18 protein-coding genes are annotated in these 23,031 nt (G+C 64.3%); 11 read left to right on the forward strand and 7 right to left on the reverse strand.

The genetic code is table 11. From position 1 onward, the window contains the following. Window positions 1-107 precede the first annotated feature (107 nt). From M1E10_RS16710 to M1E10_RS16725, 4 genes are read left to right on the forward strand one after another with little or no spacing between them, the layout of a single operon-like run. Window positions 108-1,274 (forward strand): ABC transporter permease, encoded by a 1,167-nt coding sequence (locus M1E10_RS16710; RefSeq protein ID WP_499173942.1) that lies wholly within the window; start codon window positions 108-110, stop codon window positions 1,272-1,274. A gap of 10 nt (window positions 1,275-1,284) precedes the next feature. Continuing rightward, entirely contained in the window at window positions 1,285-2,112 is an 828-nt protein-coding gene (locus M1E10_RS16715) for an ABC transporter ATP-binding protein (protein ID WP_499173943.1), read from the forward strand. Window positions 2,113-2,116: 4 nt separating this feature from the next. Continuing rightward, entirely contained in the window at window positions 2,117-3,487 is a 1,371-nt protein-coding gene (locus M1E10_RS16720; protein ID WP_499173944.1) for an MlaD family protein, read from the forward strand. A gap of 13 nt (window positions 3,488-3,500) precedes the next feature. After that, a complete protein-coding gene (locus M1E10_RS16725) occupies window positions 3,501-4,115 on the forward strand; it encodes an ABC-type transport auxiliary lipoprotein family protein (RefSeq protein ID WP_499173945.1) in 615 nt (204 codons plus the stop codon). A gap of 99 nt (window positions 4,116-4,214) precedes the next feature. On the opposite strand, the gene M1E10_RS16730 is transcribed toward M1E10_RS16725, so the two are convergent. Continuing rightward, window positions 4,215-10,937, reverse strand: a complete 6,723-nt coding sequence (locus tag M1E10_RS16730; RefSeq protein WP_499173946.1) for an apolipoprotein A-IV repeat region-like domain-containing protein — start codon at window positions 10,935-10,937, stop codon at window positions 4,215-4,217. Window positions 10,938-11,381: 444 nt separating this feature from the next. On the opposite strand from M1E10_RS16730, the gene M1E10_RS16735 reads away from it, so the two are divergent. Further along, complete coding sequence (locus tag M1E10_RS16735; RefSeq protein ID WP_499173947.1) at window positions 11,382-11,762, forward strand: Hpt domain-containing protein; 381 nt, start codon at window positions 11,382-11,384, stop codon at window positions 11,760-11,762. 129 nt (window positions 11,763-11,891) lie between these two features. After that, window positions 11,892-12,212, forward strand: a complete 321-nt coding sequence (locus M1E10_RS16740) for a 2Fe-2S iron-sulfur cluster-binding protein (RefSeq protein ID WP_029618301.1) — start codon at window positions 11,892-11,894, stop codon at window positions 12,210-12,212. A 28-nt stretch (window positions 12,213-12,240) separates the two neighbouring features. Here the strand turns inward: M1E10_RS16740 and M1E10_RS16745 are convergent, their stop codons facing one another. After that, the gene (locus tag M1E10_RS16745) at window positions 12,241-12,861 is read right to left on the reverse strand and encodes a DUF922 domain-containing Zn-dependent protease (RefSeq protein WP_499173948.1); all 621 of its coding nucleotides are present in this window, start codon (window positions 12,859-12,861) and stop codon (window positions 12,241-12,243) included. Window positions 12,862-12,938: 77 nt separating this feature from the next. On the opposite strand from M1E10_RS16745, the gene folP reads away from it, so the two are divergent. The 3 genes from folP to folK are packed head-to-tail and all read left to right on the forward strand — an operon-like array spanning window position 12,939 to window position 14,711. Next, window positions 12,939-13,838: a dihydropteroate synthase gene (gene folP / locus M1E10_RS16750; protein ID WP_499173949.1), complete on the forward strand. Its 900-nt coding sequence runs from the start codon at window positions 12,939-12,941 to the stop codon at window positions 13,836-13,838. Beyond that, window positions 13,835-14,203 (forward strand): dihydroneopterin aldolase, encoded by a 369-nt coding sequence (folB, locus tag M1E10_RS16755; protein WP_499173950.1) that lies wholly within the window; start codon window positions 13,835-13,837, stop codon window positions 14,201-14,203. Before folP ends, folB begins: the two co-directional genes overlap by 4 nt. Before the next feature lies 1 nt (window position 14,204). Next, on the forward strand, window positions 14,205-14,711 hold the full coding sequence (gene folK, locus M1E10_RS16760; RefSeq protein ID WP_499173951.1) for a 2-amino-4-hydroxy-6-hydroxymethyldihydropteridine diphosphokinase: 507 nt from the start codon (window positions 14,205-14,207) through the stop codon (window positions 14,709-14,711). 20 nt (window positions 14,712-14,731) lie between these two features. Here folK and M1E10_RS16765 read toward each other — a convergent pair whose 3' ends face one another. From M1E10_RS16765 to M1E10_RS16780, 4 genes are all read right to left on the reverse strand, one after another. Beyond that, window positions 14,732-15,280 (reverse strand): hypothetical protein, encoded by a 549-nt coding sequence (locus M1E10_RS16765; RefSeq protein ID WP_499173952.1) that lies wholly within the window; start codon window positions 15,278-15,280, stop codon window positions 14,732-14,734. Window positions 15,281-15,388: 108 nt separating this feature from the next. Beyond that, window positions 15,389-16,462 (reverse strand): YcjF family protein, encoded by a 1,074-nt coding sequence (locus M1E10_RS16770; RefSeq protein WP_499173953.1) that lies wholly within the window; start codon window positions 16,460-16,462, stop codon window positions 15,389-15,391. Next, window positions 16,459-17,925 (reverse strand): YcjX family GTP-binding protein, encoded by a 1,467-nt coding sequence (locus tag M1E10_RS16775; RefSeq protein ID WP_499173954.1) that lies wholly within the window; start codon window positions 17,923-17,925, stop codon window positions 16,459-16,461. The genes M1E10_RS16770 and M1E10_RS16775 overlap by 4 nt, the downstream gene beginning before the upstream one ends. 97 nt (window positions 17,926-18,022) lie before the next feature. After that, window positions 18,023-18,520 (reverse strand): SixA phosphatase family protein, encoded by a 498-nt coding sequence (locus M1E10_RS16780; RefSeq protein ID WP_499177211.1) that lies wholly within the window; start codon window positions 18,518-18,520, stop codon window positions 18,023-18,025. A 271-nt stretch (window positions 18,521-18,791) separates the two neighbouring features. Here M1E10_RS16780 and dksA point away from each other — a divergent pair, with 271 nt between their 5' ends. After that, on the forward strand, window positions 18,792-19,211 hold the full coding sequence (gene dksA, locus M1E10_RS16785; protein ID WP_499173955.1) for an RNA polymerase-binding protein DksA: 420 nt from the start codon (window positions 18,792-18,794) through the stop codon (window positions 19,209-19,211). Window positions 19,212-19,301: 90 nt separating this feature from the next. Here dksA and M1E10_RS16790 read toward each other — a convergent pair whose 3' ends face one another. After that, complete coding sequence (locus M1E10_RS16790) at window positions 19,302-20,201, reverse strand: flagellar biosynthetic protein FliO (RefSeq protein WP_499173956.1); 900 nt, start codon at window positions 20,199-20,201, stop codon at window positions 19,302-19,304. A gap of 221 nt (window positions 20,202-20,422) precedes the next feature. Here M1E10_RS16790 and cckA point away from each other — a divergent pair, with 221 nt between their 5' ends. Next, window positions 20,423-23,011 carry a cell cycle histidine kinase CckA gene (gene cckA / locus M1E10_RS16795; RefSeq protein WP_499173957.1) on the forward strand — a complete coding sequence of 863 codons (2,589 nt, stop codon included), beginning with the start codon at window positions 20,423-20,425 and terminating at the stop codon, window positions 23,009-23,011. Window positions 23,012-23,031: the final 20 nt, after the last annotated feature.

Below are 23,031 nucleotides of genomic sequence, written 5' to 3' on the forward strand. Positions count from 1 at the left end.
GCTTTTGAACGTCCTCTCGTGGTAATTCCCGTGCAGCTGTCTATATTGCCGTTTGACGCCCGTGATCAAATGAGCCGGCTTCGCACAGTTTGCCCAAATCACGAAAGATGCCAGTGCCAGCATTGAACGCCGACACCCGGGCCGCCGAAATGGCTGCCGAACAGACGCCCGGGGGCGATGGGGAACGATTCTTCGCCCGTGGCGATTGGCGCAACCACAGCATTTCCAAGGTTCTGGCAACGCTGGACGAGATCGAGAAAAGCGCCGGTCAGGGCCGGGTCGAAATCGATCTTGCCGGCGTCGAGGCGATGGACACGTCTGGCGCCTGGCTGATTCGGCGCCTGATCACCGCCAAGCAGTCACAGGGGCGCGATGTGGCGCTGGTGGGAGCCGCCGCCAACATCGACGAGCTGATCGGCGTTCTTCCGGAAAGGGCGCCAAGGCCGGCGGCTGCAACAGGCCCCCGGGCCTCGCTGTTCGAGCGAGCCTTCACGCCGTTCGGACGCGCCGTTACCGATATTGCCGGCGACATGGTCTCGGCCATGCACATCCTCGGATCGGCGGTCCGGGGCGCGCAGATGAAGTTTGGCAAGGGCGGCGGTATCTCGCCAGCCTCCGTGGTCAACCAGATCGACCACATGGGCGTCCGCGCCGTGCCTATCATCGCGCTGATGTCCTTCTTGATCGGGGCGATCATCGCCCAGCAGGGTGCGTTCCAGCTTCGCTATTTCGGCGCCGAGATCTTCGTCGTCGACCTCGTGGGCATCCTGCAGCTGCGCGAGGTCGGCGTGCTTCTGACGGCAATCATGATCGCCGGCCGGTCCGGCAGCGCGATCACCGCCGAGATCGGCTCGATGAAGATGCGCGAGGAAATCGACGCACTGACGGTAATCGGGCTGAACCCGGTCGGCGTGCTGATCTTTCCCAGACTGGTGGCTTTGACCATCGTTCTGCCACTCCTGACGATTATCGCCAACTTCGCGGCACTTTACGGCGCCGCCGTCGTCACCTGGACCTATTCCGGTATCACCTTCGAGACCTTCCTGGCACGTCTTCATGAGGCGGTCGACCATTCTTCGGTGGCATCCGGCATGATCAAGGCGCCCTTCATGGCGCTCGCCATCGGCATCGTCGCCGCAGTCGAGGGTATGAAGGTCGGCGGCAGTGCCGAGTCGCTCGGCAAGCACGTGACGGCCTCGGTGGTGAAGTCGATCTTCGCCGTGATCGTCATGGATTCCTTCTTCGCCATCTTCTACTCAGCGATCGATTTCTAGGAGCGACCGCGTGGCGGGAACACAAAAAGATGCAGCCCAGAAAGAAAGACAGATTGTCCTGTCGGTGCACGACCTGACGGTGGGCTTCGGCTCCACCATCGTGCTCGACAACCTCAACCTCGATATCTATCGCGGCGAGATCCTCGGTTTCGTCGGCGCTTCGGGCACCGGCAAATCGGTCCTGATGCGCACGGTGCTGCGGCTCCTGCCGCGGCGCGCCGGCAGCATCAAGATCCTCGGGACGGACTACGACGAGGCAACCGACGAGCAGAGGGTTGCTCTCGACACAAGGCTTGGCGTGCTTTTCCAGCACGGCGCGCTGTTTTCTTCGCTGACCGTCAAGGAAAACATCCAGCTGCCGATGCGCGAATATCTCGACCTGCCGCAATCGCTGATGGACGAACTGGCCTATCTGAAGATCGAGATGGTGGGTCTCGCACCGGAAGCGGCGGACAAGTATCCCTCGGAACTGTCCGGGGGCATGATCAAGCGCGCGGCACTCGCAAGGGCACTGGCGCTCGATCCGGACCTTGTCTTCCTCGACGAGCCGACCTCGGGTCTCGACCCGATCGGCGCGGCCGAATTCGACATGCTGATCGCCCGGCTGCGAGATACCCTCGGGCTGACGGTCTACATGGTAACCCACGATCTCGACAGCCTGTTTTCAGTTTGCGACCGTATTGCCGTGCTGGGACAGAAGCGGGTATTGGTGGAAGGCACGCTGGAAGATATGTTCGCCTTCGACGATCCGTGGGTTCAATCCTATTTCCGCGGCAAGCGGGCCCGTTCCGTGGTGACCACGGAGCAGGACGCTCCGCAACTTGCACAGAGTGACTGAGGCCATGGAAACCAAAGCAAATTACGCAATCGTCGGGTTCTTCACCTTGCTGGTGATCGCCGCCGCATTCGGTTTCGTCTACTGGATGGCCCAGTCGGGCCGCGGTGGACCGGTGGCCGAGCTGGCAATCCGTATCCCGGGCTCCGCAAACGGCCTTTCGGTCGGCTCGCCGGTGCGCTTCAACGGCATCCCGGTCGGCTCGGTGCGCAACCTCTCCATCGACCCGGACGACCCACAGTATTCGATCGCCTTCACAGAAGTGCGCGCCGACGCGCCCGTCTTCCCGTCCACCAAGGCGGTGCTGGAAGTGCAGGGCCTGACGGGGGCTGCCTATATCGAGCTCTCCGGCGGCAACAAGGGCGAAGAGAGCATCCTTCGGCAGGCGATCGATACCGGCCGTCCGGCGGTGCTGATTGCCGATCAGTCGAGCGTCACCAACCTTTTGGCGACCGCCGATAAGATCCTAGAGCGCGCCAATGACGCGATTGGCGATCTGCAGGGCTTCGTGGCGGATGCACGCGGTCCCCTGACGCAGACGATCCGCAACGCCGAGGTCTTCTCCGCATCGCTCAGCAGCAATGCAGGTGCGATCGACGACTTCCTGGAAAGCATGTCGGCGCTCTCCGTGACGTTCACGGGCGTGTCGCAGCGCGTCGACTCCACGCTTGCTGCGGCTGAGGAACTGGTGCGTGCGGTTGACGCGGACAAGATCAACGCGGTCGTCACCAATGCCGAACGCGTCAGCCTCAATGTCGCCAATGCCTCCGACAATCTCGACGAGATCGCCCAGAACATCCGGTCGGCATCCTCGAGCTTCCAGCAGGTGACGACAGATGCGCGGTCCGTAGTTCAACGCGCCGACACCCTGATGGCCGCCATCAACCCGCAGAACGTCGGGACGGCGGTGAACAATTTGACGGCGGCCAGCGAGGACGCACGCAGTGCGCTTTCATCGGCCCGCGAGGTCGTCGACGGGGTCGCCGGCCAGCGCGACGACATCAACCGGGCGATCAACGATTTCACGGAGTTGGCGCAGAAGCTCAACAACGCGTCGACCCGCGTTGACGGCATCCTCGCCAAGGTCGACACCATGCTTTCGGGCGATGACTCCGAATCGCTGTTTGCGGAAGCCAGCAGGACGTTGCAGTCCTTCCGCACGGTCGCCGACAACATCAATGGTCGCGTGGGTCCGATTGCAGACAGCCTGCAGCGCTTCTCGGCCTCCGGCCTGCGCGACATTCAGACTCTGGTGGAAGACACGCGGCGCACCGTCCGCAGCCTCGACAGCACGATCACCAATTTCGATGAGAACCCGCAGCGCCTGATCTTCGGTGGCGAGACGGTCAAACAATATGACGGCAGAACGCGGCGATAGGGACTATATACTCATGACAGGTTTGACGTTCTTCAAGACGGGCCCGCTTCGCCCCGCCGCGCTGATGGTGCTGCCGATGGTCGCCGCTTTGGCGGCTGGCTGCGGCACGAAGGCGAACAATGACACCTTCGATCTTTCCATCACACCCTCCAGCACGGGACCCTCCGCGCGCGGTCGGCAGATCCTGGTACCCGAGCCGACGGCACTGAAGTCGATCGCGAGCGACCAGGTCGTGGTCCGGGTGTCGCCGTCGGAGATCCAGTATCTGGCGGAATCGCAGTGGGGAGACAACCTGCCGCGCATGGTGCAGGCCAAGCTTGCGGCAGCCTTCGAGAACAGCGGTCGGCTTGCCGGCGTTGGTCAGCCGGGGCAGGGCCTGGCGATCGACTACCAGGTGGTGACCGAGATCCGCGCCTTTGAAGTCGATACCAGCGGCGCCGATGTCGCCAATGTCGAGATCTTCGTGAAGGTCCTCAACGACCGCAACGGCACCGTCCGTGCCCAGCGCGCGTTCCGGGCAAGCGTGCCGGTCTCGGGAACCGAGAACCGCGACTTCGTGGCGGCTCTCAACACGGCTTTCGCCGCCGTCGGCGCAGAGATCGTCGACTGGTCGCTGCAGTCCATGTAGCAGCCTCGGGCCTGTCGGCGCGACACACGCACATCCCAAACGAAAATGGCCGCCCTTGGGGCGGCCATTTTCGTTTGCTCGGTCAGCAGGGGCATGGCTTCAGTTGAAGCGCCCAGCCGCATGCGCCAGCATGGTATAGACCTTGCCGGTATCGGAGGTCAGGTAGCTCTGGGTGACCGACTTGTCGCGATCGGTGCGGGCGACATCGTTGAGCAGCTTCTCGAAGTCGGCAATGTAGCGGTCGACGGCGGTGCGGAATTCCGGCTCGCGTTCGTACTTGCGCTTGATCTCGTCGAAGGTCTGCTGACCCTTCAGCGTGTAGAGGCGGCGGGTGAAGACATCCCGCTCGCCGCGCTGATAGCGGCGCCAGAGGTCCACCGAGGCGTCATGATCGATGGCGCGCGCGATGTCCACCGACAGCGAGTTCAGCGATTCCACCATGTGCCGAGGATTGCGGTTGTCGCCATTGCCGCGCGGAGCCTGCTGTTCGGGCTGGCGCGGCTGTGCCTGGCGAGCCGGTGCCTCTGCGCCTTCGGACGCGCCGCGCAGGAGGTCGCTGATCCAACCACCCTCATCCCGTCGTCCTGCCGAAGGTTCGGAAGGGCGCGGCTGCAATGGCTGTGCCGGGCGATCGACATTGATCGAGCCGCGCAGGGGCGATGACAGCAAGTCGCTGCGTGGAGCAGCAGCCGGCGGCTGCTGCGGCAGGGCTGCGACCGGCTGCGGCCGTGGTGCTGGCGCAGGCGCAGGTGCCGGCGCTGGAGCCTGCGCACGCGCCGGAGCAGGCTGCGAGACCTCCAGTTGCTGGGACGAGCGACCGACGAGCTGCGAGAGGTCCTGAAGCGCCTTGATCTGCTCGGAGACCGCACGCCGCATGGCTGCTGCACTCTCCTTGGCTTCTTCGGGAAGATCGAAGGCGCCGCGCTTCAGTTCGGAGCGGGTGCTGTCGAGTTCTTCGCGGATCTCGTTGGCCGAGCGGCGGATTTCATCGGTTGCGCCTGCGAAGCGTCCGACGGCCTCTTCCACCGACTGGCGCAGCGTCTCGCGCAGGTGGGAGGCGGCACTGTCAGACCGGTCGGCGGCTTCGCCGAGCATCCGTTCGACATCGCCAAACGAACTTTCAACACTGCCGCGGATACGCTCTGAAAGACCCTTGGCGCGGTTCTCGGCGTTCGACATGGTCTGGTCGATGGCGCGATTGGCTTCTTCGCCGGCGCCCATCAGTGCATCGCGCATTGCCTGTGCCGTAATGTCGGCTCGCTGCTGCGTTTCGCCAAGCGTGCGGCCGATGTCTGCGAAGGCGCCGTGCAGGCTTTCGCGCAGATGCGAGGCAACCTGGGAGGACCGCTCGCCGGCACGCTCGAACGAGCCTTCCACCAGCGTCGTCAGGTTGCGCATCGTCGCCTCGATCTCTTCCGACTGCTTGACCAGTCCGATCGACAGGCTGCGGAGCGCGTTCTGACGCTCGCCCAGCGTGTTGGCGAGGTTGGACTGGGCTGCACCCAAGAGTTCCGATGCCTGGGCAAGCACCTTGGAATGTTCATCGAAGCGCCCGACGATGCCGCCGACCTGATTGAGCGTCTGTCCGGATATGCTGGCAAGGCGGTCGATGTTGTTTTCCAGGAGACGGCTCGAGCCCGACACCATGTCTGCCGCGTGGCTTGCCGACTCGTGGAAGCGGTTGGCGGTGGCATCGAGCTTCTCGTCGACACCGGCGAGGCGTGCCGATGCCTGATCGGCTGCGGACGTGATGTTGCGGGTCGCCCGTTCGACGATGTCGGTGATGCCGGAATTGCTTTCCGCCAGCCGGTCGATCAGGGCATTGACGTTGCCCGTCAGGCCGCGTTCGACGGCCAGGATGGCGCCGGCCGTATTCTCCGCGCGCTGGGTGAGCGCCGACAGGGCCTCGTTGGTCCGCGACGCGATGGCGTCGACGAGTGCATTGTTCTCGTTGCGGATCCGGCCGGCGCTCTCGTTGACGGCGGCGGCGAGGCGGTCGGTGCCCTCCTGCGCAGCCACGGCAATCTGGTCGGCGGCGGTGCGGCTGGCGACGGCATACTCCTCGACGACCGGCCTGGCCTGCTCCTCGATGAGCCGGGACAGTTCCGTCGTCCGGCTGGCCAGCATGGAGTTCAGGTCGCGCGCGCGGCTGTCGAGCGCCGAGCGGATCGCATCGCCGCGGGCAGCAAGCGCCTTGTCGACGTTGTCCATGGCCGCCTGCAGTTCGGCGGCGGTGTTCGACAGCGTACCGCGCAGGGCGCCACCGCGGGCCTCCAGCGCCTGCTCGGCGTCGCCCAGCGCCTGCGAGATCGCAGTCACCTGGCGTTTGACGAGAGAATCAGCCTCGGCCACCTTGTTGACGATGGAATTGCCGGCCTCGGAGAATGCTTGCGCAACCGTGGCGGCCTGGCCTGCAAGGCGGCTCTGGGTTTCGGAGATCCGTGCGACGATCTCGTTCGAACGCTCCTCGATGGAGCGGGTGAACTCGGCGTTGCGATTGGAGAGTTCATCCGTGAACTCGGCACCGGCGCGCGTGAGCATCTCGGCAGAGCGCATGGCTTCGCTGTCCATGCCCTCGGCGGCAGAGGAAACGGCTTCCCGCAGCGTTGCGGCAAGACCTGCAGCCTTGCCCTCGATGGTCCGCGACACATTGTCGAGGCCGATCGTCAGGGCGCGGTCCATGGTCGAGAGGCGCTCGTCGAGGCGCGCGGTGCCGGCATCCAGTGTGCCGGCAATGCGGTCGTGGGCGTCTGTGCTGACGCGCTCGAGATCTGCGGTGCGTTGGGAGAGGGTATCGCCCAGATTGCGTCCCGCGCCGTCGACCAGCTCAGTGACGCCCGCCAATTCGTCGCGGATCCGGCCTTCCAGGCCGCCGAACGTGGTTTCGATCTTGCTGCCGCTGTCGTTTAGGGCGGCGGCGACACTGCCGACGGTAAATTCGATGCGGCCGGAGAACTCGTCGGCAGAGCGGGTGATTTCCTGCGCTGCGTCGTTCAGCTTGGCGGCGATGCTGCCGGCGGTGGAGCTGAGACGCTGCTCCAGGTCACCACCGGCGCCATCGATGGCGGCGCGGAACTCTTCCTGCTGCAGCTCCAGCGACATTTCCAGCAGGCCGGCGCTCGTGGCGATCGTCGTGCCGATGGTCGTGACCTGGTCGGACATCAGGTCGACGATCTGCTCGTGGGCCTGGGTGAGGGCGACCGAGATCATGTCACCACGCGTCTCGAGCGTCTTGCGCAGGCGATCGTAGTTGGAGCCGAGGGTCTCTTCCAGCTGCTGGTTGGCAGCGGTGACCGTGCCGGCAAATTGCGCGTGCATGGAAGACAGCGTCTCGGCGACACGCTCATGGCCCTGGCCGAGCGTGGACTCGATCCGGTCCGTGCCGGTTGCTAGGTTGCTCTCAAGCCGGCTGGCGCCGTCGCCGAGAACCGTCTCGATGCGCTCAGAAACCTGGCCAACCGAGGCCTCGATCCGGTTGCCGGCGTCGGACGCGCTGGCAACGAGCTTCTCTGTCCGTTCGTCCAGCATGCCGGCCAGACGGTCTTCGCCCAGGGCGAACGATGTGCTGAGCTCGAGGGCCTTGTCGTCGAGAAGTTCGCCGATCCTGTCGCCATTGGACGAGACGATCTGCGCAAAGTCCGCAACTCGCTCGTCGAGGCTTTCGCCGAGGCGCTGCCCGCCGTCTTCGATGTGCCGCAGGATCGCTGCCGCCCGTTCATCGAGAACGGCAGACAGCCGCTCAGGCGTGTCTGCGACGCCGCTCAGGATTCCGGAGATCCGGTCTTCCCCAAGGGCAAAGGCGGTGCTGAGTTCCATCGTCTTGTCGTCGAGGATCTCGCCGATCTTGTCGCCGTTGGCAGCAACGATCTGCGCAAAGCCGGCAACGCGCTCATCGAGGGTTTTACCGAGGCGCGCTTCGCCCTGTTCGATATGCTGCGCGATTGCGCTGGCGCGTTCGTCGAGTACGCTGGAGAGACGCTCCGGGGTGTCGGCAAGATTGCTGAGGATCCCGGCGATCCGATCTTCGCCAAGGGCAAAGGCGGTGCTGATCTCCATCGTCTTGTCGTCGAGGAGTTCCCCGATCCGGTCACCGTTGGCATTAAGGGCTTCGGTGAGGCCTGCAACCCGTCGATCGACACTGTCGCCGAGGCGCTGTTCGCCTTCCTCGATGTGACGCACGATGGTTGTGGCGCGTTCGTCGAGGACGCTGGAGACACGCTCCGGCGTGTCGGCAAGGTTGCCGAGGATACCGGAGATCCGGTCTTCGCCAAGCGCAAAGGCGGTGCTGATCTCCATCGTCTTGTCGTCGAGTAGTTCCCCGAGACGTTGGCCGTTCGTCGAGAGCGTCTCGGCAAGGACGGCGGCACGTTCGTCGAGCACGGTCGCGACACGCTCCGGCGTCTCGGCAAGTGTGCCGAGGATGCCCGAGATCCGGTCTTCGCCAAGCGCGAACGTGGTGCTGATGTCCATCGTCTTGTCGTCGAAGAGTTCTCCGAGACGGTCGCCGTTCGACGACAGCGTCTGCGCAATGGCCGTGACGCGACGGTCGAGATCTTCGCCGATCCGCTTTTCGCCGTCCTCAATGTGACGGGCAAAGACGGCGGCGCGCTCGTCGAGCGCGGTGGTGATGCGCTCCGGTGTTTCGGCAAGACCGGCCAGGATGCCGGAGATGCGATCTTCACCGAGCGCCAGCGCCGTGCTGATGTCCATTGTCTTGTCGTCGAGGAGTTCGCCGATCCTGTCGCCGTTCGACGACAGCGTCTGGCCGAGAGTCGCGACGCGACGGTCGAAGCCATCGGCGATGCGCTGCTCGCCATCCTCAAGGTGGCGGGCAATGGTGGAGGCACGCTCGTCGAGCAACAGAGCTAGACGTTCGGGCGCGTCGGAGACGGCGGTTTCAATCGCCGCTCTCCGCTGGTCGAGAGCCTCCACGAAGCGTTGCTGCCCACCGTCCAGCGCTTCGATGACGGCGCCCGAGCGCTCGCCCAGGGTCCGGTCGAACTGCTTCTGGCTCTCCGTCAGCGCGCCGATCAGCAGGCTGCTGCGGCCGGCCAGAACCGCATCGAGGTTTTCATGGGTGTTGCCGAAGGCGCTGGTGATTTCGCTGGTGCGTGCGGCAAGCGCATCGCCAAGCTCGCGCGTGCGGCTCTCAAGCATAGAATCCAGCACTTCCTGGCCGGTACCAAGCGTGGTCGCCAGCGACAGCGACTGGTCGGTCATTGCCGCGCCGATTCGCTCGATGCTTGTGCTCAGGATGCCCTCGATGGACTCGGAGCCACCTGCCACCGTCTCGTTGATGCGGGCGAGGCTTTCCATCAGCTTGCTGTCGAGGCTGCCAGCGCGTTGGTCGAAGGCGGTGGCAAACTCGGTGAGCCCCTCGTCGAAGGTCGCGCTGAGCTGCCCGACGGTCGCCTGCAGCCGCTCTTCGAAGAGCCCGGTGCGCAGGTCGAGGTCCATGACAGCGTCGTCTGCGGCGGACTGGAGATTGCGGCGGAAGGAGGTGCCCTTGTCGTCCAGCGACTGGTTCAGCGACGCCAGCACGGCGTCCAGCGATCCGGTGATGCTGCGTTCGCCTTCCGCGAGACCCTCGGTGATCTCGCGCGTGCGGGCCACCAGTGTCTCGTTCAGCTGCCGTGTCCGATCGGCGAGCGCTGCGTTCAACCGCTCGGTATTGGCATCGAGCGTCGAGGCGCGCGTCTCGAATTCTCCGAGAAGGGCTTCACCGCGTTCGGCAAGCGTTGACGTCAGAGTCTGGAGGCGCTCGTCAAACTCGGTCGCAAGCGCAAAGCCAGACGAACTGAGCGTGTCGACGAGATCCTGAGCCTTGGCCGACAGCAGCGAGCCGAGGGCTTCGCCTGCGGCATTCGTCCTGTCGGTCAGCGCTGCCGCGCGCGTATCGATCATCGACGCGAAGGCTTCTCCGGACGTCGCCAGGCGGATCGAGATTTCTTCCGTTGCGAGCGAAAGCTCTTCCTTGAGCTGCTCGTGAGCGCCCACGATCGATGAGCGGATGCGTTCCGCATGGTTGACGATCGCGTCGCGTTCCGAGCCGAGCTCGTGAACGAGACCGCGGACCCGCAGTTCGTTGTCCGTATAGCTGCGCTCCAGCGCATTGACCTCGGAATGCACCAGCGTCTCGAGCTCGGTCGCCCTAGCGATCGTCCGTTCGATACCTTCGTTCATGGCCGAGACTTCACGGCGAACCGCCTGGCCGACGGTCATGATGCGTTCAGCGGCAACGGTTTCCGGTTCGGAAAGGCGAAGCGCCACTTCCGCCATGGAGCGTGCGGCATTGCGCAGGTCCTGCGCCCGCGCCATCATGATCGCGAAGGCAAAGAACAGCAGGATCGGCACGATGATCCCGACGACGATCGCAACGATTCCGGGTGCCGAAATCAGACCGGCGACGGATCCCATCTGCCAGAGCGCGCTGCCGTAGAGTAGCTGGGCGAGGCCAAGGCCGCCGACTGCCCAGAGCGCGGAAACGATCGCGGCGTTGCGCAGCGATGCACGCATCGTGCCGCCTTCCAGCGATTTCAGCATGTTCAGCGTGTTGCGTCGGCTGCCGTCGTTTGCGGGTTCGAACGCAGGTGCGCGCGCCAGGGGCTCGCCCGATGCCTGGGGGCGGGGCGGCTGGGCAGGGTTTTCCTGCCGTGCGGTTGAAGAACGCTGCTTGGGTGTGTCAGACACTCTGGTCTCCGAGGCATGGGGCGCGGACCTGCGACGGGCATCTTGCTCGTCATTGAAATCGATCTTCAGAGCATCTTCCAGAGCCTGGAAGGCCGTTTCATCGACCGTTTCACTCGTGGTGTTCTTTGCCATGCGGTTACGCCTCGTTACGGACTCGCCCGGCTATTTCCCCGCTGATCAACCGCCATCGACCTGCCCGGAAATCATGCCTGCCGGATTCCTCGTGCCGTCATGACATTTGGAATCCAATTACAATCAGTTGGATGGCGTTCTTGCAAACGGATGATAAGGAAAGCTTACCAGCGCGCCATCGAGGATGATAGGAGCGGACTCCTGTCCATCCAATCGTACTGTAGTGGCACATCTGTCGTGCCATAACAATTCGCGGCCCCTGCCGGGGCCCGCAGAGCAAACCCTTGTTAACAGAATTTAAACCATAAAACGCTCCGAAACGGCTGTAAATCAGGCGACTTAGGCGAAATTAACCATAGCCAGAGATTCCGGCCGCGTTTGTGCCGGAATTTAACGGGATAGAGCGGGCCTTCCGTCACCATCGTGACAATCAAGTTCAAAGGAATGGCACGTCTCATGGCTGCTCTCAGTATCGCGTTCGAAGCCCCCGTCACCCTGCGTGGCCTGTCTCCCTCGCAGTCTCGACCCATCGACCTCGTCCACCTCGCGACGCAGACCCTGGGTGACAAGAGCCGCGAGATCGAGGCCCTGCAGGCCTTCGTGCGGCAGGCGCGTCAGGCACTGCGCGAGATTGCAAACGGCGATACTGCTGTCATCGTTGCGGCCGCCCACCGGCTGCAAGGTGCGGCGAGCGGCGTGGGTGCCTTCAAGGTCGCCGATGCTGCAGCTCGCCTGGAAGCGAACGGCGCTGAAGCGGCGGCGATGGCCAATCTCGGCGCTGCCGTCCTGGACACCGAGAACTTCGTCCTCAAGCTCTGCCGCTGACAAACGCGCCGAAAGACAAACCCCGCGGCGGCATTGCCGCCCGGGCAGGCGCACCCTATGTCTTGCGGGCTCCGGGATTTGTCGTATGACAGATCCTCCCTCGCATCAGACTGACCGGATCTCCATACCATGACGAAAATCACCATCGTCGCCTTCGACGGAACGCGCTTTGACCTGGATGCTGCCAACGGATCGACCGTAATGGAGAATGCCGTGCGCAACTCCGTGCCGGGCATCGAAGCCGAATGCGGCGGCGCCTGCGCCTGCGCCACCTGTCACGTCTATGTCGACGACGCCTGGTCCGAAAGGGTCGGACCGCCGTCTCCGATGGAGGAGGACATGCTCGACTTCGCCTATGAAGTGAAGCCGACCTCAAGACTGTCCTGTCAGATCAAGATGACCGATGCGCTCGACGGGCTTGTCGTCAACGTGCCCGAACGCCAGGCCTAGTTGGCGGGCAAACGTCTTTAAGGTGCCCTCAGCCGCCGTTCTGCTGCTGGCGGTATCGCAGGAGGCGCATCAGTCGGCTGTCGAAATTCGTCGATTCCACCCGATCGAAACGGAGCTGATCCCGGTCGTGCGATTCCAGTACGCGCCGTGTCGTGGCGCCGACGACCTCTTCCAAGTCTTCGCAGTTGGACGCCGGCCGGAGGTTCTGGAGTTCCTGCTCCAGATTGCGCGCATAGTTGCGCGCGATTTCGGCATGCCGCTCCTCATGCCGCTTGATGTCGGAGGATAAGGTATCCCAGATGAAGCGAAGGTCCTGATCCGCACGGCGGCGGTTGCTCCAGCGCGGCAGGATGATATGCGTCTTGAGAGTGACCTTTGCCGCCCCGACGGAGCAGCGGCCGCTGCGCTCCACATAGGTGACTTCCCCGCCGAAGCTGATCTCGGTCGCGCCAGGGTGGCGATGGCCCGTGGTCTGGGTAAGGGGGCCGCGGCGCTCCAGTTCGCTGTCCAGATCTTCGGCCGTGCGTCCGCCGATGCTGAAGTAACCGTATGTCTTGGTGATCCGGGGATCGGCGTGGGCCATAGTGGCCGCCAGGCACACAGCGACAGTTCCGCCGAGCAGGCAGCGGAATCTTTTAATCAGGGGCATTCTTCAGCCTGCAGACGTTGAACTTTGGAGGAGCTTGCGGCATAGGCGTCGGCAGCGCAACAAGAAGGCACAAAAATTTGCGTTACTCCTGGACAAAGGCCGCCTCGACCGCGACGGACGGCACTATCGTGTGGCAGGTCCGCTCGCGCAACCTTGAACTGGGCAACCGCGGCCATATCATGGCCATTGTCAATGTGACGCCGGATTCCTTCTCCGATGGGGGCCGCTTAGTGGACAGCGCCCAGGCCATCATCTTTGCCCTGTCCTGTGTGGAAAAGGGGGCGTCGATCCTGGATATCGGCGGCGAATCGACCCGCCCGGGCGCCGACGAGGTGAGTGCGGCGCAGGAGCAGGACCGCGTTCTTCCAGTGATCGAACGGCTCTCTCGCGAAACCGATGCCTTGATTTCCATCGACACCTACAGGGCTGAGACGGCGAGGCTGGCGGTGGCGGCGGGCGCCCACATTATCAACGACGTCCATGGACTGCAGCGGGAGCCGGAGATCGCCCAGGTGGCGGCCGAAAGCGGTGCCGGGCTCTGCATCATGCACACGGGTCGGGGCCGTGATGGACGGCGAAAGGCTGACCTGATTGCCGATCAGCTGGATTTCTTCGGGCAATCCCTCGCGATTGCCCGTGACGCCGGCGTCGGGCGCGACAGCCTTGTCCTTGATCCGGGCTTCGGCTTTGCCAAGAATGCCGAAGAGAATCTCGAGCTCATGGCCCGGTTCGACGAGCTGCACGTGCTCGGGCTTCCATGGCTGGTGGGGACGTCGCGAAAACGGTTCCTCGGGTCGGTCACCGGCCATGACGTGGCCGCCGATCGCGATATTGCCACGGCAGCCACCACGGCCATGTTGCGGCTTGCCGGTGCATCGATCTTTCGTGTCCACGATGTGGCCGCCAGCCAGGATGCGCTGGCCATGGCCGATGCCGTCATCGCGGCAGCTTCCAGAAACGGCGGGAACACACAATGACCACCTACACGATCACCCTCAAGAACTGCGCCTTCTTCGCGCGGCACGGCGTCCTGGAGCAGGAGAATGCCCTTGGACAGCGCTTCTTCGTCGATGCCACCATGGAGGTCGAGGCCGGCGATGTGCTGGAAACGGATCTGGTGGAGCAGACCGTCGACTACGGCGTGGCGTTCACCTTGATCGAACGGGTGGTGACGGGGCAGCAGCGCAAGCTGATCGAGACGCTCGCCTTCGACATCGCCAAGGCGCTTTGCGCCCAGTTTGCCCAGATCCGCCACGTCGAGATCACCGTGCGCAAGCCCAGTGCGCCGGTTCAGGGTGTTCTCGATCATGCCGAGGTGCAGGTTGCATACCGTCCAGCCTGACATGAACTTCACCGCATCCCTCGGCCTCGGCGGCAATATCGGCGATCCGCCGGCGGCGATGGGGTTCGCGCTGCGGCAACTCGACCAGCATCCGGACTGCCGGGTACTTTTGGTCTCGCGTCTCTACAAGACTCCGCCCTGGGGCAAGACCGACCAGGCCGACTTCTTCAACTGCTGCGCGCTGATAGGCACCTCCCTGGCACCCGAAGCCTTGCTCGACCTCTGCCTCGACATCGAGCGCGACATGAAGCGCGAGCGCGTCGAGCGCTGGGGACCGCGCACCATCGACATCGATATCCTGACCTATGGCACGCTGGCGCAGGAGACCGGCCGCCTGCAACTGCCGCATCCGCGCATGACGATGCGTGCCTTCGTGCTGATGCCGCTCAGCGAGATCGCGGCGGACCTTGTGGTCGATGGTCAGACGGTTGCGGAGTGGCTGAAAAGGGCGGACCAGGCGGGTATCCGCCTGGCGACGGACAATCGTGACTGGTGGCGAGAGACCTAGCTCTCGCCGCCACGCAGAGATCAGTCGATCGAACCGACGGCAAGCGAATCGAGATCGCGGTCCAGCGTCAGGCCGATGACGGGGACCATCTCCTCCTCCACCTTCACGGAGATCGTGATGTTCATGGTATTGGCGCCGCGCAGGCTGGCCACCATGGCGCCGTTCAACTGGGCGCGGTTGATGCCGACGACGACCTTGTCGCCATTGACCGCACCGGAGATGATGTCGAGGCCCTTGCCTTCGGCCCCGTCGAGGAACTGGCCCTGATAACCCTTGCCGTTCTGGGTGATCACGGCCGACATCGGCTGCTTGAAGACACCGACGCGGCAGGTGCCGTCGAGCTTGATGCCCGTCTCGCCGCTCGGCGTCGGTTCGCCGATCAGGTTGCAGTTGAATTTGGTGCCCTTGTATTTCCCGGCGACGATCTCGCCCGGACCCTTCCAGGTGCCGGCGACCTGCTGGAAGAAGGCCTTGTCTCGGGGAGCAGCGGTTGCTTCGGGAGCCATGGCGGAGGTGGCGCCAAGGGCGACGGCGATCACGCCGAACAGGGAGAATATGCGCAGGTTCATGGATGATTCCTTGGCCAATCAAGAGCCGTTTCGAGCCGCAAGGGTACGGTGAAACTGGTTAATGACTGGTAACCATGGCCCCGGAACTATGGATCCACGCGTGGAATATTAGTCGCTCCTGCTACTTCCGACCGAAGCGATGTCGGATAGGAAATCGCCGATTCCGGGGCGTCTGACGGCGCGGAAGGGCAGCGGCCGGCACAGATCCATGGCGGCAATGCCGATGCGCGCCGTCAGGAGGCCGTTGATGACGCCTTCGCCCAGCCGCTTGGAAAGCCTTGCCGCCAGCCCGTGCCCCAGAACCTGCTGCGCCAGTCCGTCGCCGACGGCAATCGAGCCGGTGACGGCCAGATGGCCGATGACGTCGCGCATCAGCCGCAGCAGGCCGAGACGCCCGGGTCTGCCGCCGTAGAGCTCTGCCATGGCCCGGATGAGGCGCGAGACTTCGAAGACGACATAGGCCAGATCGACGATCGCCCGCGGGCTGATGGCCGTCACCACGGAGACCCGCTTCGAGGCATTGAGAATCAGCGCCCTGGCCTGGCGGTCGAGCGGCGACAGCAGTTCCTTCTCCGCAAGATCAAGCAGCTGCGGGCCGTCGATGATCTCGTCCTTCGTGGCGTCGAGGACGGCACGCCCCTTGGCCGTCTCGGCGCGATGCGACAGCAGCGTCGTCAGGGTGGCGACCACGGCCCGTGCGCTGCCCGGCAGAGGAGCCGCTGCGGCCGCCTCGGCTTCCGCCTTGAGGCTCTGCACGGCAGACAGGCGCAGCAGACCGGCCACCTCGCGCGCGACAACAACCAAGATGGCGAGAAGTCCGACGGCAAGCGCGGTCAGTGCCGCGTAGCCGAGCCAGTCGTTGCGGGAAAACAGGTCACGCACCACGCCGTCGGCCCAGAGCCCGAAGGCAAGCGACAGGAAGGTGCCGAAGGCTGCAAGAGCAAGGTTCGCGAAGGAAAAGCCTTTCCGACGGCGCGGCACGGCGACGGGAATGGCATCCGGTTCGAGTTCCGGTGGCGACAGGAAGGGATCCTGCTCCTGCGGTGTCAGCATCATGCCGTCGTCGAAGCTGCGCGGCGGACGGGCAGCCGTCTGGACCGTCTGAGGCTGGCGATCATCGCCGACATCATAGGCGCCGGGCCGACGCGTGCCGCGACCGGATGGGGTGTCGGAGGAGGTCATGCGAGGCGATCTCCAAACAGGAACTGCATGGCGCGGTCGAGGCGGATGTGCGGCACCGAGAGCCGGATGCCGCCGCCGGCCTCTTCCACGGCCGGTGGCCGGAAGCGGACGAAGTTGATCTCCGGCATGTCGGCTCCGTTGCCGAGGCCCTTGAAGAACAGTTCGGGGTCCTTCGGCAGGTCGCCGGGGAAGATGGCCGTCTTGCGGTTGCCGTCGAATGTTTCCGTGCCGATCCGCTCTCCGGGCATCGGGGTGCCGACGATGACGGGGAGGGCCTGCCCCCCTTCGTTTACCGTCGCCTCGCGCGTCGCCCTGACAGATGCGATGGCCATCACGTCGATACCCGCGCCGGACATGCCGATCCGGTGCATGGCGCGGTCGACGAGGCGGGCCGTCACCTTCTCCAGCGCCTCGTGGCTCTCGTGGTGGATATGGTCGGCCTTGGTCGCGGCCACGAGCACCTTGTCGATGCGCCGACCGAGGAGGGAGGACAGCAGGCTGTTGTTGCCCGGACGGAAGCAGGCCAGCACGTCCGACAGGGCCCTCTCCAGATCCTGCACGGCTTCCTGCCCCCTGTTGATTGCCTGCAAGGCGTCGATCAGGACGATCTGCCGGTCGATGCGGGCGAAATGATCCCGAAAGAACGGCTTCACCACGACCGATTTATATGCCTCGTAGCGGCGCTCCATCATCGCTCGCAGCGATCCTTTCGGAGCCCGTTCGGCGGAGAGGTTCGGAAGCGGCGCGAAGGTGAGGGCGGGAGAACCGTCCAGATCACCCGGCATCAGGAAACGGCCGGGGGGAAGGGTCGACAGCGACCTCTCGTCCGACTTGCAGGCCTTGAGATAGGTGGCGAAGGCCTCTGCCAGCCGCCGTGCCGTCATCTCGTCGGCCGGACCATCCGGATCGATGCTGGCGCAGAGTGCCAGCCACTCCCGCGCCAGCTCTGCACGGATGCCGGTGCGCGCAAGCGTCACCGTGTTGTCGCTGAAGGTCCGGTAGTCCTGTGCCAGCAGCGGAAGGTCCAGCAGCCATTCGCCCGGATAGTCGACGATGTCGATCGACAGCCGTCCCGCCGAAAACATGCGGCTCCAGCCGCTGGCGCTCTGGTAGTCCAGGGTGATGCGCAGTTCGGAGATGGCGCGCGTCGAGTCGGGCCAGACACGATCACGCACCAGCGCCTGAATATGGTCCTCGTACTGGAAGCGGGGGATGGCGTCGTCCGGCTGCGGCTCGAGCCGGATCGCCGACACTCGTCCCGACCGCACCGGCTCGAACAGCGGCAGGCGTCCGCCGTTCAGGAGGTTGTGGACGAGGGAGGAAATGAACACCGTCTTGCCGGCGCGCGACAGGCCGGTGACGCCAAGCCGCACCGTCGGGTGAACCAGGCCGGCGGCGCGGTCGGCGAGGTTGTCGATGGCAATGCGGGCATCGTCCGTGAAGCTGGTGAGGGAGGGCGGCAAGGCGGGATCCTTCTTTTCGGCCTATATAGGCTCACCAGGGGTAGCTGAAAAGAAGTGCTTTCGGCGGCCAGGTCGGCAGCCTCCCGAGGCCCCGCAGTCAGGCCGTGAGAAAATCCACGAGACGCCAATGGCGGCTTGCCGGCTCGCCAGGGCCATCGAGAACCGCAAGGCCGGCCGTCGGGTACCCCATGGGGATGGCTCCAGCCGTCTCGTCGGCGCCGATCAGGCGCTCCATGGCCTCTTCGATGGTCGGATTGTGGCCGATCAGCATCAGCGACCCGGCGCCGACATTGGACGATAGGAGTTCAAGATAGACGTCGACCGGCGCGTTGTAGAGATCGTCGACGAACATGAGATCCAGCTCTTCGTCGATGGCGCGGCGAACGGCCTCGGCCGTCTGGCGGCAGCGCACGGCAGTGGAGCTGATGACCCGCCCGGGATGATAACCTCTGTCGGCGGCCTTTTCGGCGACGAGCTCCGCTTCCGCAAAGCCTTCGCCATCGAGGGGGCGATCGAAATCGCGTTCGCCAGGCTGCGGCCAACCGGATTTCGCATGGCGGAGCAGATAGATTCGGGATGGAAAACTGGAGTTCATCATTCTGCTGCCGAAGGAATGCGCTGGCCGGATGCGTAGCTCTTTGCCGGCCGGTCCGTCAACCATGACCATCGTCACAGCGCAAAGGGGCCCATGGGCTGCCAGGCCAGTGCCGATAAGGGCGCAAGCCTAGAATAAAGATGAATTTGTAGCCCTTTAGCCTAATATTGTGACAGGTTTAAAAATGGTTTTCTCATGTCCAACGGGCTTGAACCGGCGTGGTTGAATGGGATATAGAGCGCGCCTTGAGATGTTCTTCGGGAGAATCGCGTTGAGTGAGAAGATCGATCTTAGCAATTATGTTCTGTCGGAAAACGACGAGTTCATGAACGCGAACCAGAAGGCGTACTTCCGGGCCAAGCTTGTCGCCTGGCGGAATGACATCCTGCGGGAGGCGCGCGAGACGCTTGGTCATCTCGCCGAGGAAAGCGCCAACCACCCCGACCTTGCCGACAGGGCATCTTCCGAAACCGACAGGGCCATCGAGCTGCGCGCTCGCGACCGGCAGCGCAAGCTGATCGGAAAGATCGATTCTGCTCTGCAGCGGTTGGAGGACGGCACCTACGGCTATTGCGAAGAGACGGGCGAACCGATCGGGCTGAAGCGTCTCGACGCCCGCCCCATCGCGACCCTCTCGATCGAGGCGCAGGAGCGTCACGAGCGTCGGGAAAAGGTCTACCGCGACGAATAGGCGGAAAGCGGCTCCAGGTGATTTTCGAGGCGCGGCATTGCCGCGCCATTTTTTTGATCGGTGGCGCACCCGTGGTGCTGAGCCGCAACGCTACTTGTCGCGCGTCACCGACATCTCCCCGAAGATGCGAGCCATTTCGTCCTGCAAAGACGGCTCGGGTGTGGCGCCGGTGACGCGCGGCTTATCCCCGGCCGGAGCGGCAAATGCCTGAGGCGCAGTCTCCCCGGCGGCAAGATTGATCGCCATTTCCTCCTCGAGGATACGTTCGAAATCGCTCCCAAACGACTTCGTCGGCGCCACGTCCGACACGACGGGATTGGCCGGGACAGGGCGTACCGGCTGTGTCGGTCCCTGGAACACGCGGCCTCGGGCTGCATCCAGAATGTCGGCTGCTTCCGTCAGCGCCGGTTCCTGACGGACGTCCCTGGTCTCGACAGGCAGCGGGGCCTTTGGTGGTGCGGCAATTGGTGGTTCGGTCGAAGGCGCCCGGGATACCGGTAGAGCCGCAGGTTTGGGTGCAACAGCCACGGGCGGCGGCTGCCTGACTGCGGCCTGGGCCTCGAGTGCGGGGCCGGCGAACGTCGCCCGTTCCCGCACAGGGTCCGCCGCAGGCGCTGCCGGCGATGGTGGCTGGACCGGTTCGCGTTGCGCACGCGGACGGGGCTGCGCCGCGACAGTCGGTTCCGCTGATGTATCCGAAGGTGCCGAGATTCCGCTTTCGATGACGATGTCGGTCGGCCCCCCGATCATGATCAGATGTTCGACGTCATCGCGGCGAACCAGCACCAGGCGTCGGCGCGCGTCCACGGCTGCCGCATCGAGCACCTGCAGGCGTGGTTGACGGTTGCGGCCGCCGCGGATGAAGGGCGAGGGACCCCGGCGCCCACGCAGGAGCCAGAGGACGCCGATCAGGCAGACAAAGCCGACGCCGACGCCGACGACCGCGATCACCAGCCGAAGGCCATATTCGCCCATCAATCCATCGATCATCGTTCAGTGCTCCTGCGAGATTGTCCCGGGTAGAAGTGCGCTTTTTTTTGACCGCGGCAAGATGCGGACCCGGATCGCGGAAGCTTAGGCGTCGCTATCCCGGGTTTTCTGCACTTCGGCGCTTTTTGCATCAACCGCAACTTGCTAAGAAAGAATCGCGGCGGTTTGCCGACAGTTTCCAGAGTTGTGCCTTCTTCGGTCGGCCGAATAGCGAGGACTTGATGACGAGGTTGCAGCAGGGCAACTACGAGGAGCCCCTGGTCGACCGCGGAGCGCGGGGTGGAACCGTGATCCGGATCCTCCTGCTAGCCCTGGTGCTGATCGGCGTGGCTATCGCCTTCGTCTTTTTCCAGCAGGCATTGGACAACGAGATCGTGCTCGGGCTGCTCGGCGTTCTGGCCATGGTCGGCATCTTCTTCATGGTGTCGTCGATCATCGGCTTCGTCGAGGTCATGCCGCAGTCCCGTTCGGACGAGCTGGCACGCGGTTACCTGGGAACGCATCCGGACGGCATCCTCGTCACGGATTCCCGCGGCCGGATTGTCTATGCCAATGCCGCCTACGGCCGCCTGACGGGCGCCAGCAAGGGCAGCAATGTGCAGGCGCTGGAACCGCTTCTGTCGCGCAACCGCGAATCGAGTGAGGCGCTCTATCGCCTGACCAACGGACTTCGCGAAGGGCGCGAGGGCCACGAGGAGTTCCGCCTCGCCCAGCCGCTTGGTCGCGGCGCGAGCAACAGTTCGGGCGCGCACTGGTACCGGCTGAAGGCCCGTCACCTGCGGCCCGGAAAGAGCGCGAGCAATCAGCTCGACATCTGGCAGCTGACCGACATCACCTCGGAGCGGGACGACCAGGAGCGCTTCTTCCGGGAACTGCAGAACGCCATCGACTACCTCGATCACGCGCCAGCCGGCTTCTTCTCGGCAGGGCGCAAGGGTGAGGTCTTCTATATCAATGCGACGCTTGCCGAATGGCTTGGCCTCGACCTCACGAAGTTCGTGCCGCGGTCGATGACGATTGCCGATTTCGTGGCCGGCGAAGGCATGGCGCTGATCCAGTCGGTGCAGGCGGCGCCGGGCCTGAAGCGCACGGAAACGCTCGACCTCGACCTTCGCCGCACCAATGGCCAGAGCCTGCCGGTGCGGCTCGTCCACTCCGTGACCTCAATGCGCGACGGCGCGCCGGGGGAGAGCCGCACCATCGTGCTGAACCGTCCGAAGGGCGGCGAGGGCGACCAGTCGGCGTCCGCCATGCGCTTCACCCGCTTCTTCAACAACACGCCGATGGCGATTGCCTCGGTCGATGGCGAAGGCAAGATCCTGCGCATCAATGCGCCCTTCCTGCGCCTCTTTGCCGGCGTCGTGTCGCGCGACGAGGTCGATGCCGGCGCCCATCTGGAAGCCATTGTCCACGAGACGGCGCGCCCGCAGCTGATGCAGGCGCTGGCGGCGGCGACCGACCGCCAGGGCGACATTGCTCCGATCGACTGCCGCCATCCGGGCGACGACAGCCGTTATGTCCGCTTCTACGTCAACGCCGTCATCGACGAGAGCGACGAGGCGCCGGAGGAAGCGGCAATCGTCTACGCCGTGGAGACGACCGAGCAGAAGGCGCTCGAGACGCAGATGGCGCAGACGCAGAAGATGAACGCGGTCGGCACGCTGGCGGGCGGTATTGCCCACGACTTCAACAACGTCTTGACGGCGATCCTGCTGTCGTCCGATCATTTGCTTCTCCAGGCGCGCCCTTCGGATGCAAGCTTCGCGGACCTGATGGAGATCAAGCGCAACGCCAACCGCGCCGCAGTCCTCGTCCGCCAGCTGCTGGCCTTCTCGCGCAAGCAGACGATGCGGCCGGTGGTGCTCAACCTGACCGATGTCGTCGGTGACCTGCGCATGCTGGTCGACCGGCTGATTTCCGGAACCAATGTGAAGCTGGAGGTGGATTACGGCCGCGACCTCTGGACCGTGCGCACCGACCTGTCGCAGTTCGAGCAGGTGCTGATCAATCTCTGCGTCAACGCGCGCGATGCCATGCCGCAGGGCGGCACGCTGCTGATCAAGACCCGCAACGTCGACGCCAGCGACACGGTCAACTTCCCGCAGGCCGATCTGCCGGAAGAGGATTTCGTCATGGTGGAGGTGTCCGACAGCGGCACCGGCATTCCGCCGGAGATCATGGACAAGATCTTCGAACCCTTCTTCACCACCAAGGAAGTGGGCAAGGGTACCGGCCTAGGCCTGTCGATGGTCTATGGCATCGTCAAGCAGTCGGGCGGTCACATCTATCCCGAATCGGAAGTTGGCCGCGGAACGACCTTCCGCCTGTTCCTGCCGCGCCACATCCCGGAGGCACTGGTTCTGCAGGAAATGCAGCCGACGCCGGACGCCGCACCGCCGGCCGAAGCGCTGGCCTCCAAGGAACCTGTCGATCTCACCGGCAATTCCGCCGTCGTGCTGCTCGTCGAGGACGAGGAAGCGGTGCGCCGCGGCGGCAAGCGGATGCTGGAGACCCGTGGCTACACCGTCCACGAGGCCGGCTCCGGCGTCGAGGCGCTGGAAATCATGGAAGAGCTCGAGGGCAAGGTCGACATCGTCGTGTCCGACGTCGTGATGCCCGAGATGGATGGCCCGACGCTTCTGGGAGAGCTGCGCAAGACCTATCCGGACATGAAGTTCATCTTCGTCTCGGGCTATGCGGAAGATGCCTTTGCCCGCAACCTGCCGGCGGATGCCAAGTTCGGCTTCCTGCCAAAACCCTTCTCGCTGAAGCAGCTGGCGGTCGCGGTGCGGGAAATGCTGGACAACTGAGACAAGCTCGCCGCCCGCTC

The organism is Rhizobium sp. PK7-22, from assembly GCF_056530405.1.